The 14,499-nt window shown below is 59.9% G+C and carries 12 protein-coding genes; 5 read left to right on the top strand and 7 right to left on the bottom strand.

Annotated features, from left to right (window positions below):
• Positions 1–2: 2 nt before the first annotated feature.
• From BMY73_RS21305 to BMY73_RS21285, 5 genes are all read right to left on the bottom strand, one after another.
• The gene (locus BMY73_RS21305) at positions 3–1,091 is read right to left on the bottom strand and encodes an ABC transporter ATP-binding protein (protein ID WP_092409528.1); all 1,089 of its coding nucleotides are present in this window, start codon (positions 1,089–1,091) and stop codon (positions 3–5) included.
• A gap of 138 nt (positions 1,092–1,229) precedes the next feature.
• Entirely contained in the window at positions 1,230–2,690 is a 1,461-nt protein-coding gene (locus BMY73_RS21300; RefSeq protein WP_062390381.1) for an NAD-dependent succinate-semialdehyde dehydrogenase, read from the bottom strand.
• Between the two features lie 305 nt (positions 2,691–2,995).
• The gene (locus tag BMY73_RS21295; protein WP_092409526.1) at positions 2,996–3,793 is read right to left on the bottom strand and encodes an ABC transporter permease; all 798 of its coding nucleotides are present in this window, start codon (positions 3,791–3,793) and stop codon (positions 2,996–2,998) included.
• The gene (locus tag BMY73_RS21290) at positions 3,794–4,720 is read right to left on the bottom strand and encodes an ABC transporter permease (protein WP_062390378.1); all 927 of its coding nucleotides are present in this window, start codon (positions 4,718–4,720) and stop codon (positions 3,794–3,796) included. It lies immediately after the preceding gene.
• Between the two features lie 11 nt (positions 4,721–4,731).
• Entirely contained in the window at positions 4,732–5,784 is a 1,053-nt protein-coding gene (locus BMY73_RS21285) for an ABC transporter substrate-binding protein (protein ID WP_062390376.1), read from the bottom strand.
• A 393-nt stretch (positions 5,785–6,177) separates the two neighbouring features.
• Here BMY73_RS21285 and BMY73_RS21280 point away from each other — a divergent pair, with 393 nt between their 5' ends.
• The 4 genes from BMY73_RS21280 (at position 6,178) to BMY73_RS21265 (ending at position 8,695) form a co-directional block, all read left to right on the top strand.
• Entirely contained in the window at positions 6,178–6,972 is a 795-nt protein-coding gene (locus BMY73_RS21280) for a BamJ family beta-barrel-assembly machinery protein (protein ID WP_062390374.1), read from the top strand.
• A gap of 412 nt (positions 6,973–7,384) precedes the next feature.
• Positions 7,385–7,834 (top strand): YkvA family protein, encoded by a 450-nt coding sequence (locus BMY73_RS21275; RefSeq protein WP_062390373.1) that lies wholly within the window; start codon positions 7,385–7,387, stop codon positions 7,832–7,834.
• Positions 7,835–7,973: 139 nt separating this feature from the next.
• Positions 7,974–8,324, top strand: a complete 351-nt coding sequence (locus BMY73_RS21270; RefSeq protein ID WP_092409524.1) for a helix-turn-helix domain-containing protein — start codon at positions 7,974–7,976, stop codon at positions 8,322–8,324.
• Positions 8,321–8,695, top strand: a complete 375-nt coding sequence (locus tag BMY73_RS21265; RefSeq protein ID WP_092409522.1) for a hypothetical protein — start codon at positions 8,321–8,323, stop codon at positions 8,693–8,695. Before BMY73_RS21270 ends, BMY73_RS21265 begins: the two co-directional genes overlap by 4 nt.
• Positions 8,696–9,241: 546 nt before the next feature.
• Here the strand turns inward: BMY73_RS21265 and BMY73_RS21255 are convergent.
• Both BMY73_RS21255 and BMY73_RS21250 read right to left on the bottom strand, forming a co-directional pair.
• A complete protein-coding gene (locus BMY73_RS21255; RefSeq protein WP_092409518.1) occupies positions 9,242–11,026 on the bottom strand; it encodes a bifunctional diguanylate cyclase/phosphodiesterase in 1,785 nt (594 codons plus the stop codon).
• A gap of 132 nt (positions 11,027–11,158) precedes the next feature.
• The gene (locus BMY73_RS21250) at positions 11,159–13,240 is read right to left on the bottom strand and encodes a carboxy terminal-processing peptidase (protein WP_175500225.1); all 2,082 of its coding nucleotides are present in this window, start codon (positions 13,238–13,240) and stop codon (positions 11,159–11,161) included.
• 155 nt (positions 13,241–13,395) lie between these two features.
• Here BMY73_RS21250 and BMY73_RS21245 point away from each other — a divergent pair, with 155 nt between their 5' ends.
• Positions 13,396–14,358 (top strand): zinc-binding dehydrogenase, encoded by a 963-nt coding sequence (locus BMY73_RS21245; RefSeq protein WP_062390396.1) that lies wholly within the window; start codon positions 13,396–13,398, stop codon positions 14,356–14,358.
• Positions 14,359–14,499 lie beyond the last annotated feature (141 nt).

Below are 14,499 nucleotides of genomic sequence, written 5' to 3'. Positions count from 1 at the left end.
CATCAGGCCCCGGCGCGCGGCACGACGATGGTGTCTTCAGGATGCAACCTCATCATCATTGGCGAGCCAATCGGCGGCAGCGACAGATTGCCTTCGTGGTGGCTCGGCTGGCGCAGGCTGACCGTCGGCCCGCCTTCCAGATCGACGAAGACTTTCAGGCTTTCACCTTGGAACACGATGTCCGAAACCCGGCCCCGCAGACGGTTCCACTCAGGGCCTGAACTGCCGTTGTCCAGCAGCAGTTTTTCCGATTGCAGCGCCAGGAACACATCCCCCGATGGCGGGATCGGGCGAGTGGTGCGCAACGCCGTGGTGCCCAGGGTCAGACCATCGTTGACGCCACGTTGCAGCGGCACCAGCGTGCTCTCACCGATGAAGCTGGCGACGAAATCGTTGGCCGGATGATCGTGCAGACGGCGCGGCGTATCGACCTGCACCAACTCACCGCCGCGCATGATCGCGATGCGGTCGCTCATGGTCAGGGCTTCGCGCTGATCGTGGGTGACATAGATCATGGTCGCGCCCAGACGCTTGTGCAGGGCACGCAGTTCGATCTGCATGATCTCGCGCAATTGCTTGTCCAGCGCTGACAGGGGTTCGTCCATCAGAATCAGTTTGGGTTCGAAGACGATTGCGCGGGCCAATGCCACGCGCTGACGCTGGCCGCCGGAAAGCGCCGCGATATTGCGGTCTTCGTAGCCCGACAGCTCGACGGTCGCCAAGGCACTTTTGACCCGGTCCCGGCTCTTGTTCGCGCTTTCGCCGCGCGCGCGCAGTGGAAAGGCTACGTTTTCGCCGACGGTCATGTGCGGGAACAGCGCGTAGTTCTGAAACACCACACCGATTTCACGCTTGTGCGGCGGCATCAACGTGACGTCGCGCTCACCGAAGAAAATGCTGCCGGAACTGACCCGGATAAAGCCGCCGAGGATGCTCAACAGTGTGGTCTTGCCCGAACCCGAAGGCCCCAGCAAGGACATGAATTCCCCGGCTTGCACCTTGAGATCCACGTTGTTCAGCGCTTTGAGGTTGCCATAGTGTTTGCACACCTTGTTCACGCTGACCGATTCAAAACCTTCAGTGAAATTCATTAAGCGTCCTCCTCTGCAGAGCCCGGGCTTGCCCGATACGTCTGCCAGTCATCTGAACACAGGCCCAAGCCTGATTCGTGCCGTTTTGGGGCGTCGGACCGACAGGATCTGCTGTCCGACGCGTGGGATGTCAGTCAATCAACCCAACCCGCCGATGTGCCACGCCTTGACTTCAAGGAACTCATCCAGCCCGTACTTGGAACCTTCACGCCCGGTGCCCGATTGCTTCATGCCACCGAAGGGCGCGACCTCCATCGAAATGATCCCGGTGTTGAGCCCGACCATGCCGAACTCCAGGCGCTCGCCAACGCGCCAGGCGCGGCGCATGTCCTGAGTGAAGTAATAAGCGCCGAGCCCGTAAGGCGTGGCATTGGCCAGGGCCAGCGCCTCGTCCTCGTCTTTGAAGCGGAACAACGGCGCGACGGGGCCGAAGGTTTCTTCGGTGGCCAGCAGCATCTGTGCGCTGGCATCGCGCAACACGGTAGGGCGCACGTAGAGCCCTTCGCCCTGAGGGGCCCCGCCAATCGCGATGCTGGCGCCTTTCTCCAGGGCGTCGTTGATGTGCCGCGCCACTTTGTCGACGGCGGCTGCGTTGATCAGCGGGCCGATCGTGACGCCGCTTTCCAGGCCGTTACCCACTTTCAACTCGGCCACCGCAGCGCTCAGGCGTTCGGCAAAACGGTCGTAAATGCCGTCCTGCACCAGAATCCGGTTGGCGCAGACACAGGTCTGTCCGGCGTTGCGGAACTTGCTCTGCATGACACCGGCGATGGCCAGATCGAGATCGGCATCGTCGAACACGATGAAAGGGGCGTTACCGCCCAATTCGAGGCTCAGACGTTTGATGGTTGCCGCGCACTGGCTCATCAACAGTTGACCGATGCGAGTGGAGCCGGTGAACGACAGCTTGCGCACGGCGGGGTTAGCGGTCATCTCGCCACCCACGCCTGCGGGCATGCCGGTCAGTACGTTGAACACGCCCGCGGGGATTCCGGCGCGCTCGGCGAGGACGGCCAACGCAAGCGCCGACAGCGGTGTCATGTCAGAAGGTTTGACCAGCACCGTACAGCCTGCCGCCAGCGCCGGCGCGCATTTGCGGGTGATCATCGCGTTGGGGAAATTCCACGGTGTGATCGCCGCGACCACGCCGATCGGTTGTTTGAGCACCAGAATGCGTCGATCAGCGGTCGGCGCAGGGATGGTGTCGCCATAAATCCGCCTGGCCTCCTCGGCGAACCACTTGACGAAACTGGCACCGTAGGCGATTTCACCGCGAGACTCGGCGAGTGGTTTTCCTTGTTCGGCGGTCATGATCAGCGCCAGGTCTTCCTGGTTTTCCATGATCAGGGCAAACCAGGTCTCAAGGTAGCGCGCACGTTCTGCCGCAGGCACTTCGCGCCATGACGCGAACCGCGCTTCGGCGGCTTCGATGGCGCGACGGGTTTCGTTTGCCTGAAGTGCCGGAACGCGAGCGATGACGCTGCCGTCGGCGGGGTTGGTCACGTCGAGGGTCGCGCCGTCATCGGCCTCGATCCAGGCGCCATTGGCATAGGCGCGTTCGACAAGCAGGGAAGGGTCACGCAATTGGCTTTTCAACATGATCGGGGCCTTGAGGGTGCGAACGATGGCTTCATTGTAAAAACGCCCGCCCAGTGACCGATGCCGAGATGAAGGGCCGGGCGGGTGATTGATGCTGAATTGCGAGGATTGACGGCAGGCTGTGCTGGGGCGAGCCCGCCGAAGCTTGTAGGAGCGTGGCTTGTCCCGCGATCGGCTGCAAAGCAGTCGTAAAACCACCCTTGCGGCTTCATCTGGCACACCGCGTTCACAGGTGTTGCTGCCGCTTCGCAGCAGATCGCGGGACAAGCCACGCTCCTACAGGAAAACGCGTGGCCAGGGTTCCGTTAACCCTGCTTGTTACGCCCCGCAATCACCACCAGGATCAGCGACGCCAGAATCAGGATCGAACTGATCGCCGCGATGGTCGGGTCGATCTCGTCGCGCAGGGCCGTGAACATCCGCTTGGTCAGGGTCTGGTTGTCGCCGCCGGAGATGAACAGTGCGACCACGGTTTCATCCAGCGAGGTGATGAACGCAAACAGCGTGGCCGAGACCACGCTCGGTTTGATCTGCGGCAGGGTCACGGCCATGAACGCCCGAAAGCGGTTCATGCCCAGGCTGCGGGCCACCATCTCCTGAGACATGTCGAAGTTACGCAACCCTGCCAGCAGCGCGATGATCACGTAAGGCAGTGCCAGCATGATGTGCGCCAGCACCAGCCCGGTCATGGTACTGATCAGACCGACGCGTGCGTAAACGAAGAACACCCCGGCCGCGATCAGGATGATCGGCACCATCATCGGCAGCAGCAGAATGATCTGCAGCGTGCGCACGATTTTCAGGCTCGAGTTATTGATGGCATACGCTGCGGCCATGCCGATCGGCAGGCTGATCACCATGGTGAAAAACGCAGTGATCAGACTGACGCGCGCGGCCGACATCCACTCCACGCTGTTGAAAAACGCTTCGTACCAGTGCAATGACCACTGCTTGGGCGGGAATTGCAGGAAACGCGCTTCGGAGAACGACATCGGGACGACGATCAGCACCGGAATGATCAGGTACAGCAGGATCGCCGCCACCACCACCGTGAACAGCAGGTGCGATAGCTTGAGGTGACGCAGGTTGGCAAGCAGGTTCATTCAGCGCGCTCCCAGAATGCGTTCGATAGGGATGAAGCGGTTGATGCCCCAGAAGATCAGGAACACCACGAACAGCAGCACCAGACCGACTGCGCTGGCCGCGCCCCAGGCGTGGTAAAGCTCGACGTTGCGTTGCACCAGCATCGACACCAGGATCGTGCGGCCACCGCCCAGCAGTTCAGGCGTGATGAAAAAGCCCAGGCAGATCACGAACACCAGGATCGACCCCGCCATGATCCCCGGCGCGGCCATCGGCAGGAATACCCGGCGAAAGGTATAGAAGGGTCTGGCGCCCAGGCTCTCGGACGCCTGCATCAGGTCCTGAGGAATCTTTTTCATCACCGAGTACAGCGGCAGGACCATGAAGGGCAGCATGACATGCAGCGTGCCGATCACCGTGCCGGTGGTGTTGTGCATCAGATTGAGCGGCTGATCGATGATGCCGAGGTCGAGCAGCGTCTGGTTGACCAGCCCGCGGCGCTGCAGCAGCACAAGCCAGGCGTATGAGCGCACCAGCACGCTGGTCCAGAACGGCAGGATCACACAGATCAGCACCAGGTTGGCCCAGAATCCATGAAGGCGCGAGGCGGCGTAGGCAATGGGAAATCCCATCACGATCGACAGAATCGTCACCAGGAAACTGATCTTGAAGGTCAGCGCGAACGTGTCCCAGTAGATCGTCTCCTGAAAGATCCGGGCGTAGTTGGCCAGCGAAAACCCTTCTTCGGTTTGCACGGACTGAAACGCCAGCCAGCACAGCGGCATGATCAGCAGCACCACGACCATCACCAGCGCTGGCATGAGCAGCAACAGCATCGAGGTGTTTTCCTTGCGCTCCTCACGTGCCAACGCGTACTCGCTGGTCGACGGTGGCGGGCGCTGATCGCTGGAGTCCGGCAGGGATTTGGCGAGGTAAGCGTTGGACATAGGTCCTCCCATTACTTTTTCTGAACGAAGGACAACCAGCGCTCTTCGGCTTTGACGCCCGCATCCGATGCCCACCATTGCGCGGAAAGCAGCGCCTGGCGTGACAGGTTTTCCGGTGACGACGGCAGCTTGGCTGCGCGCTCTGCCGGGATGATGCCGGTCTTGAACGCTTCCGGGTTCAATGGGCCGTAATCGATGATCATCGGCAGCGCGGCCTGCAGTTTTGCGTCGATGGCTTCATTGACGAATTTCATCGCTGCCGCTTTGTGTGGAGTGCCTTTGAGCACGCACAGTGAGTTGGTTTCCAGCACGCCCTGGTTGTAATCGAAGGCCACGGGCGCGCCGGCTGCCTGCACCGCACTGATGCGACCGTTCCAGGCCTGGATCATGTCCACTTCGCCGTCGCTGATCAGTTGTGCGGACTGGCCTCCCGATGTCCACCAGGTGGCGATGTTCGGTTTGATTTCTTCCAGCTTGCGGAAGGCCCGGTCGACATCCAGCGGATAGAGCTTGTCGGCGGGCACGCCATCGGCCATCAGCGCTATTTCCAGCGTAGGGCGAGGCAGGTTGCGCAACGAGCGTTGGCCTGGGTATTTCTTCGTGTCCCAGAAATCGGCCCAGGTCTTGGGGACTTCCTTGCCTTTGAAGGCATCGGTGCGATAGGCAAGAACGGTGGAATAGCTGATGTAACCGACGCTGTAGTCGTCTTTCAGCGTGGCGGGCAACTGTGCGGCATTGGGGATCAGGTTCGGATCCAGCTTTTCGAACAGACCCTCGGCCTCGCCGCGAATGCAGTCGCCGGTGGGCAGGTCCACGACATCCCACGTGACCTTGCCGCTTTCAACCTGGGTCTTGATGACGGGGTACGCCTTGGGCGAGCTGTCCTGCTTGAGCGTCAAACCCAGTCGCTTCGCTGCGGGTTCCAGAATCGCTTTGCTCTGGGCTTCCTGGTATGCGCCACCTTGGGACACGAATGTAATGTCTTCGGCAAACGCCTGAGTGGTGCCGCCGATGAGCAGCGCCAGGCCCGCCAGTCTGAAAACTTGGCTACGCGATTTATTCATGTGAAGACTCCGAATGGTGGGCAGATTTCGTAAGCGAGCTGGAGATTTTGTTATCGGTCGCTCTGCGGGACCATGCTCACTTAATGTACTGGCTTGTCCATGCGAGAAGCGGTCATAAATCCGCGGCTGAAAAGTGCTTTATTGCGAAATAGTGAACCGTGACGGCATCTCCTGCGTTTGCCGTCGTCGGACGATTCCTGCGTACGAAATGCTTTTTTCTGACAGTGGGCTGAACCAAAACTGAACGGTTTTCTCGATCCAGCAAGAAAACCTTTGGTTACCTGAACTTATCTGTCTTTTCTCCCTCTGATGCCGGTAGCCATTGATCGCGGCGGCCTGATAAGCTCGCGGCTTTACTCGTTTGCCCTATTGGCGCATGAACAAGGAAACAGGATGAAACAGCATCGGTTGGCAGCGGCGATTGCCCTGGTCGGTCTGGTACTTGCAGGCTGCGATAAGCAAGCCAGCACTGTAGAGCTGAAAACCCCGGCACAAAAAGCCTCGTATGGCATCGGCCTGAACATGGGCAAAAGCCTGGCTCAGGAAGGCATGGACGATCTGGATTCCAAAGCCGTAGCGCTGGGTATCGAAGACGCCGTTGGCAAGAAAGAGCAGAAGCTCAAAGACGAAGAGCTGGTAGCGGCCTTCGGCGAGCTGCAGAAGCGTGCCGAAGAGCGCATGGCCAAGATGAGTGAAGAGTCGGCTGCCGCTGGCAAGAAATTCCTCGAAGAAAACGGCAAGCGCAAGGAAGTCACCACGACCGCTTCCGGCCTGCAATACGAAATCATCAAGAAAGGTGACGGTCCGGTACCCAAGCCTACTGATGTCGTGACCGTTCACTACGAAGGCAAGCTGACGGACGGCAAGGTGTTCGACAGCTCGGTTGAGCGTGGCAGCCCGATCGATCTGCCGGTCAGCGGTGTGATCCCGGGCTGGGTCGAAGGCCTGCAATTGATGCACGTCGGCGAGAAGATCAAACTCTACATTCCTAGCGAACTGGCTTACGGCGCGCAAAGCCCAAGTCCAATGATCCCGGCCAACTCGGTGCTGGTGTTCGATCTGGAATTGCTGGGCATCAAGGATCCGGCTGCAGCAGGTAACGACGCCGCTGGCGGCGCTGCTGGCGCGGACGAGGAAGAAGAGGCTGCACCGGCTCCGGAACCTGCGAAGCCTGCTGCCAAGAAGTAATCGACCCGTCGATTGCCACGTTACGAAATGCCCCGTCTCGACGGGGCATTTTCATTTTTGGCGAAAAGAAATCGAACGGGGCAGCGCGGGTAGAGTCCCAATACCGTTGGCAGACCGGGCAAATGTCGAAGTTTATTGCCTGGCGGAAAGCTTTGAACCGCGCATCGGTAGCGTCAACGTTCATTCCAGTCAACGCTTTTTTGCGTCTGAGGGCATGAGTAAAAAACGCGCGATTTAAGCAGAACCCCTATGGCACGGGTGTTCCAGCGCCGAAACGCGGGTCTGTTCACAAGGTTATCCACAATTTGTGTGGATAACCTTGTGTGCCTGAGACCCTGCGTCTGGATCAGGGGTCTCCCGACCGTGGCGATTGAGCGTCAGGTCGATATTTATCGATATCGCTGGAGTGAATATGAAAGCACCCTGGAAGTTCATTCGTTACCTGCCCATGGCCAAGCGGCTCATGGCGGCGGGACGGTTGCCCGCCTTGTTGTTTGCCGTGGCGGGCAAGGCGGCCAGTGAAGGCAACCGGTTGGGTAAGCTCAAGGATGATCTCAAGCTGCTGCAGGCCCTCTGTCTCGCCTACTGGCGGGGCGAGTATCGCGCCATCAGTGGCAAGGCGATCGTGTCGGTGGTCGCGGGGCTGATGTATTTCCTCAGCCCGCTGGATGCCATTCCTGACTGGATACCCGGTCTGGGCATGCTCGACGACATCGCCGTCCTGGCGTGGGTCATGAAGAACCTTGAGGCTGAACTGAATGCGTTTCGCGCCTGGCGCGCGCGTCAGAACCCCGAGAAGCTGGCCGTGGTCGAGCGGTTGCCTTCAACCCCCACGTTGCTCGAGCAAGAGAAGAAAGACTGAGCCAAAAATCTTCGAAACGTCGCATCTGAGAAAGCCGTGTCGATCAGGTGCACGCAAGTTTCATCCATCCGCTGTTAAGATGCCGCCAATACAAAGAAAAAGACTACAAAAAGTAGTTTTTTGTCCGACAGGGGGTGGTATGGATCTTCAGGTTATTTCTCGCGACGGAGAGCCGGAATATGCGGTGCTGCCCTGGTCGCAGTATCAGGCCCTGTTGCAGGCGGCCGGCGGCGTCCAGCGACAGAATGCCGCCTCCGCCGCTCAACCTGTCGATTCGGCCGCTTGTGCTCCTGACGACTACCCCTCATTTGATCAGGTCGGCCCGCTGCGTCAGGCTAAGGAACTGACGCTGGCGCAGCTTGCCCGCGCGGTGGGTATCAGCCCTTCGTATCTGGAGTTGATCGAGAACGGCACGCGGCAGCCCGACGCTGCTATCCGACGAAGCCTGGCCTGGGAGCTAGGCGTCCCTGGCTGGCGAGGTGAGGCGTGAGCGTGCGCATCAGCCGCCAGCACTGGGAAGCGCTGCTGGCTGAACTGGAGCTGGCGCGTCGGCAACGGCATCTGGTCACTTACCGCGCGTTGTTGGAACGCCTGCAATTCCCCAGCCCGGCCATGCAAACCTTGACCGCCGCCCTCGAACACCTGGCGGCCATCGATGCACGCGCCGAACAACCGCTGCGCAGTTCGCTGGTCATCAGCCAGGGCGCCAGCCGCCTGCCACGCACCGGCTTCTTCGAATGCGCCGAGCGCCTCGGCCGTTTCTCCGGCCCCTCCGACGGCGTCGCCGCCGCCTCCTGGCATGCCTCCGAGGTGGTCCGCGTGTTCGAGTTCGAATATCCGGAAGAGGCAAAGCCGGAATAGCCCACACGCTCAGAATGCGGTAGCTCAGTCGCCGTTGATGTTGCTGATCCACCGCATTCGCCAGCAAGCCGGCTCCCACAGTATCCGCGTCGCCCTCAAGTCTCTGGACGACGCTGTCCCTGTAGGAGCCGTCCGAGGTTACGAGGGCAGCGAACGCGGTGCTTCAGTCACTGCTGATGACGCTGACCTACCGCATTCGCCAGCAAGCTGGCTCCTACACTATCCGCGTCGTCCTCTAATCTTCGGAACGACGCGGACCCTGTGGGAGACGTCCGAGGTTACGAGGGCAGCGAACGCGGTGCTTCAGTCACTGCTGATGACGCTGACCCAGCGCATTCGCCAGCAAGCCGGCTCCTACACTATCCGCGTCGCCCTCAAGTCTTTGGACGACGCTGTCCCTGTAGGAGCCGTCCGAGGTTACGAGGGTCTGGGCCGCACTCGGACGAATGCGGTGTGTCAGTCACTGTGGATGGTGCTGACCTAACGCATTCGCGAGCAAGCTCACCCCCATAGGTTCCGAATGCAGTCGGCACGTCGTATCCAGCTTCAGATCGCCTGATTCAACGCGATCATCACTTTCGCTTCCAGCGTGTCGATCACATGCACGCTGGCGCCTGTCACCTCCTTGGCGTGGTGCTTGGCTTGTGAAGCGAGTTCGGCCAGTTGGCTGGCGTCCAGAGTGCTGCAGACTTCTGGATGCAGGTGTACCACGCCCACTGACAGCGACAACAACGCAAACTCCTGACGCTGGCCCTGTCGGTTGAGCGCAACGAAGCATCCCGCTTCCAGGTGCTCGGCGCGGTAGAAGCGGCGGCACTGGTTCTGAAAGTCTTCCAGCAGCAGGTTCAGGCGTTTGCGCCAGTCTTCCGAGCCCAGCACCATCAGGAAGTCGTCGCCCCCGATGTGGCCGACGAAATCACGGCTGGGGTCGATGCGGTCGTTCAGACATTGCGCCAGACACAGCAACACCTCATCGCCGCGGCCATAGCCGTAGAGGTCGTTGAAAGGTTTGAAGCTGTCGATGTCGACGTAGCAGATCATCGACTCGCGGCCCTGTTGCAACAAGCGCGTCAGGCACTGCTGAATGGGCACGTTGCCCGGCAAGAGGGTCAATGGGTTGGCGTAGCGCGCTTGCTGGATCTTAAGCTCGGTGATCAGCTTGAGAACGTCGATCACCCGGCCCAGGCCCAGGTAAACGCCGTGCTGCATGATGATGAAGTCTTCTTCGATACGCTGCCGCGCGCGGCTGGTGATCAATCGGCTGACCTGCTGCAATGACTGGCTTAACTCCACTGCAAGGAAGTCGTCGCTCATCAGCCGGCTGATCGGCTTGCGCGCATAGAGCTCGGTGGCAAACGGCTGGAGGAGGATGTCGGACAAGGTAGACCTGTGAACAATGCCGATCGGGTGCTGCTGCTCATCGAGTACCGCCAGGGAGTTCAGATTGGCCTGCTTGCGAAAGGCTTCCAGAACGGTGGCCGTCGGCGTGGTTTGCTGCACGGCGGGCAGCAAGTTGAGAAGAGCGCTCAGGTCGCTGCCCTCTTCACTCAACGCCAGCGCCGTGGGGTCTGTCTTCGGCAGCAGCGCGCGCGCATCGCGGGGCGGGTGTTCTTGCGGGCGACTCAGCAAATAGCCCTGGACCAGTTCCACGCCCATATCGATCAAGACGGCCAGCTCTTCCTGCAATTCGATGCCTTCAGCGATAACCAGCGCTCGCGAGGCTTTGGCCATTTGCAACATGGAGCCGACGAACTCACGCTTCACCGCATCCTGATGAATGCCGTCGATGAAGTGGCGATCGATCTTCACGTAATCCGGACGCAGTTCGGACCACAATCTCAGGCTTGAGTAACCGGCACCCAAGTCATCCAGGGCAATGGAAAAGCCCATGTCGCGGTAGTGGTACAGCGCGTTGTATAACAGCCCGAAATCGTCGGTCGGTGTTTGTTCGGTGAGCTCGATCACTACCTGGCTCGGCGGAATGCCATAGCGCTGCAGCAACTGCAATGTGCGCCCCGGCGGATGCGAAGGCTCCAGCAGCGATTCGGGCGAGATGTTCAGGAACAGCTTGCCTTCCAGCTTCTGCTCGCTGAAGCGACGACAGGCAGACTCGCGGCAGGCCAGTTCCAGTTCGCTCAGGCGACCCGCCTGGCGGGCCACGGCAAACAGACTGACAGGGGAGTGCAGCGCGCTGTTGGACGGACCGCGAGTCAGGGCTTCGTAGCCGAGAATACGGCGGTCCGACAGCGACACAATCGGTTGGAACAGGCTGTGCAAGTCGCGGTGAGTCAGAATCGCACTCAAAGCGCTCAGCTGTTCGGTCACGGTCATGGCGATCTCGGGGGCAAGAAAAAGGGGCTCAACGCCTGTAGCGTCGAGCCCCGTATTTCACGACAGGTTCATGACTGTTTGATGACGATTTGCCATCACCTCATCATGTTTCACGACTCAGTGCTCACTGAGTCACTTCTTTGCCACTGAACCACTCAGGCCGAGGTAGTCGATAAGAATGCGCCCGGTTTCTGCCAGGTAGGCGTCATCCTCGGGTTTCGTCTTGTCATCTTCCGCCGGCAAGGCGTCTTCGTCTTCTTTCTTCAGCTCTTTGAGCGGCTCTTCGCCCTTGGCCTTGCGAAGGGTGTTTTCCATCGCCAGTTGCTTGCTCTCGACATCGGCATGCTCGCGGCGACGCTCGGCTTCGTTGAGGCTGACGGTTTTTTCGCTCATCAGTTTCTTGGCCAGCGCCAGCTTCTGTTCCACGAACACGAACTCGGCGTCTTTGGCCGAACGGACATCGTGGCGCGATTGCAACTGGGCCAGGAACGGTTTGAACGGATCCACCGCCGGCTTGATTGCGGGCTTGATGGTGTCGTAGGCCATGGCTTCAGGCAGCGCGCTTTCGCCGATCTCCTTGGTGTCGATGATCGACGGATACGCGATGTCCGGCAGCACGCCCTGATTCTGGGTGCTCTGACCGGACACCCGGTAGAACTTGGCCAGTGTCAGTTTGAGTTCGCCGTGGTTCAACGGCTGGATGGTCTGTACGGTGCCTTTACCGAAGGTCTGACCGCCGATGATCAGCGCGCGGTGATAGTCCTGCATGGCACCGGCGAAAATCTCCGAGGCCGAGGCGGACAAGCGGTTGACCAGAAGCGCCATCGGGCCTTTGTAGAACGCGCCGCTGTTTTCGTCTTCCAGCACATCGACCTTACCGTCTGCGTTACGCACCAGCACGGTAGGGCCTTTGTCGATGAACAGGCTGGTCAGCTCGGTCGCTTCCTGCAATGAACCGCCGCCGTTGTTGCGCAGGTCAATGACCACGCCGTCGACTTTCTCCGACTGCAATTCAGTCAGCAGTTTCTTCACATCGCGTGTGGTGCTCTTGTACTCGGGATCACCCGCGCGATACGCCTTGAAGTCCAGGTAGAAAGCCGGGATTTCGATCACGCCCAGCTTGTAGTCCTTGCCGTCCTGGTTCAGGTGCAGGATCGACTTCTTCGCTGCTTGCTCTTCCAGCTTCACCGCTTCACGCGTGATCGATACGATCTTGGTGGTCTGATCGTTCGGCGCGTTGCTCGCCGGGATGATTTCCAGACGCACCACCGAGCCTTTCGGACCGCGGATCAGCTTGACCACTTCGTCCAGACGCCAGCCGATCACGTCGACCATCTCTTTGTCGCCCTGGGCAACGCCGATGATCTTGTCGGCGGGCGCAACCTGTTTGGTCTTGGCGGCAGGGCCGGCAGGAACCAGGCGCACGATCTTGACGTTGTCGTTGTCGCTTTGCAGGACGGCACCGATGCCCTCCAGCGACAGACTCATATTGATGTCGAAGTTCTCCGCGCTGTCAGGTGACAGGTAGTTGGTGTGCGGATCGTAGGACATCGCAAAGGTGTTCAGGTACGCCTGGAAGATGTCCTCGCTGCGGGTCTGACCCAGACGCGCCAGCTGGTTCTTGTAGCGCTTGGTCAGGGTTTCCTGAATCTTTGCCGGGTCTTTGCCCGCGATCTTCAGGCGCAGAACCTCGTCCTTGACGCGCTTGCGCCACAGGTCATCCAGCTCGGCTTCGCTTTTGGGCCAAGGCGCGTCCTTGCGATCGACCAGCAAGGTTTCGTTGGTGGTCAGATCGATCTTGTCGACGCCTTTGCTCAGTTGCGCCAGCGCGAAATCCAGACGCGACTTGATGCGGTCCAGATAGCGCTTGTAGATAGTGAATCCCGGGTTCAGGTCGCCGCTTTTGAGGAAGTCGTCGAACTGATACCGCCATTTGTCGAATTCGGCGATGTCACTGGCCAGAAAATAGCTGCGCGAGGGGTCCAGCAGTTTCAGATAGCTCTGATAGATGATTTCCGAGCGCTTATCGTCCAGCGGCGGCTTGCTGTAGTGGTGGCGTTTAAGCAGCTCCACGACATTAAGACTGGCGATGACCTCGTCGCGATCAGGCTGAAGATTGTCCCAGCTGTTGGCGGCGAACGTAGTGGCCGACATCGGTAGAACGGTCAGACCGATGAGTAATGCGAGGGTGGTGCTGGGTAAAAGATGCTTCATGCTGATTCGACGCGGGGACAATTGATAACGCATATTAGGCCGTCTATAAGATCGCCGGTTCCGCAACAAATGAGCACGGAGTCGGTCGCATAATGCAAGAAAGCCAAGTCGCATTTCGGCGCGCTGGCTCAGTCAAGACTCACTATGGAGGCACCGTGAAAGCATTGCAAGGCGTTGAAGGTCACGTGGAATGGGTTGAGCAGCCGTCGCCGACGCTCGATGTGGGGCAAGTTCGCATCAAGGTCGCTGCGGCGGGGCTTAATCGCGCCGATCTGCTGCAACGCGCGGGGCTTTATCCGCCACCGCCGGGCGTCACGGAAATCCTTGGTATGGAGTGTTCCGGCGTCATCGCCGAAGTCGGTTCCGGCACGTCCTGGGCGGTCGGAGACCGCGTCTGTGCGCTGGTTGCGGGCGGTGCGATGGCTGAAGAAGTGGTGGTCGACGCGCGGCATGTTTTACCCGTACCAGCGGGTATGTCATTGCACGAAGCAGCCGGCATTCCGGAAGTCTATGCCACGGCCTGGCTGAACCTCTTTCAATTGGCGGGTCTCACGCCCGGGGAAAAAGTATTGCTGCACGCCGGCGCAAGTGGCGTTGGTTCAGCCGCCATTCAGCTGTGCAAGGCGTTTGGCAACCCGTGCTGGGTCAGCGTTGGCTCGGCGGAGCGGCTGGCGTACTGCGAGGCACTCGGCGCGCAGGGCGGTGTGATTCGTGGTGAGGGACTGGACGGCTTGAACGATTTCGCCCCGTTCAACGTCATTCTCGATCCGGTGGGCGCCAATTACGCCGCGCTTAATCTGAAAGTGCTGGGCACTGACGGGCGTCTGGTCTTGATCGGTTTGATGGGCGGGCGCAAGGCCGAACTGGATTTCGCGCAAGTACTGGGCAAACGCATCCAGATCCTGGGCTCGACCCTGCGCAGTCGCGACGATCAGTTCAAGGCAGACCTGCTTCTGGATCTGGGTCAGCATGTCTGGCCGCTGTTCACCGAAGGACGGCTCAAGCCGCAACTGGCGCGCAGCTTCCCGATACTTGAAGCAGAAGCGGCCTATGCCGAGCTGGCGACCAATCAGGTGTCAGGCAAAGTGGTGTTGGTGATCGATCCGGCGCTGAGCTAATTGTTGGGCAGCCTGCGTCATGGTCGGTAGACCGGTCAGTGACGCAGGCCTGTCAAACATCCTCATTTTCTTGTCCTCCCCTTCTCGTAGCCCGCAGTCCTGCGGGTTCGCAGTCTGCGCTGCCTATCAGTTCTGATAGTA

It is taken from the genome of Pseudomonas sp. NFACC02, assembly GCF_900110765.1.
In the GTDB taxonomy this organism is placed as follows: domain Bacteria; phylum Pseudomonadota; class Gammaproteobacteria; order Pseudomonadales; family Pseudomonadaceae; genus Aquipseudomonas.
Note: the sequence above shows the minus strand (reverse complement) of the source record. Positions and strands in the feature narration are given on the sequence as shown.

Excerpts from the sequence above, each read along its gene's own strand:
- BMY73_RS21300 (WP_062390381.1), bottom strand. The coding sequence starts at position 2,690 with ATGTTGAAAAGCCAATTGCGTGACCCTTCCCTGCTTGTCGAACGCGCC.
- BMY73_RS21275 (WP_062390373.1), top strand. The coding sequence starts at position 7,385 with ATGAAAGCACCCTGGAAGTTCATTCGTTACCTGCCCATGGCCAAGCGG.
- BMY73_RS21295 (WP_092409526.1), bottom strand. The coding sequence starts at position 3,793 with ATGAACCTGCTTGCCAACCTGCGTCACCTCAAGCTATCGCACCTGCTG.
- BMY73_RS21280 (WP_062390374.1), top strand. The coding sequence starts at position 6,178 with ATGAAACAGCATCGGTTGGCAGCGGCGATTGCCCTGGTCGGTCTGGTA.
- BMY73_RS21305 (WP_092409528.1), bottom strand. The coding sequence starts at position 1,091 with ATGAATTTCACTGAAGGTTTTGAATCGGTCAGCGTGAACAAGGTGTGC.
- BMY73_RS21270 (WP_092409524.1), top strand. The coding sequence starts at position 7,974 with ATGGATCTTCAGGTTATTTCTCGCGACGGAGAGCCGGAATATGCGGTG.
- BMY73_RS21255 (WP_092409518.1), bottom strand. The coding sequence starts at position 11,026 with ATGACCGTGACCGAACAGCTGAGCGCTTTGAGTGCGATTCTGACTCAC.
- BMY73_RS21250 (WP_175500225.1), bottom strand. The coding sequence starts at position 13,240 with ATGAAGCATCTTTTACCCAGCACCACCCTCGCATTACTCATCGGTCTG.
- BMY73_RS21290 (WP_062390378.1), bottom strand. The coding sequence starts at position 4,720 with ATGTCCAACGCTTACCTCGCCAAATCCCTGCCGGACTCCAGCGATCAG.
- BMY73_RS21285 (WP_062390376.1), bottom strand. The coding sequence starts at position 5,784 with ATGAATAAATCGCGTAGCCAAGTTTTCAGACTGGCGGGCCTGGCGCTG.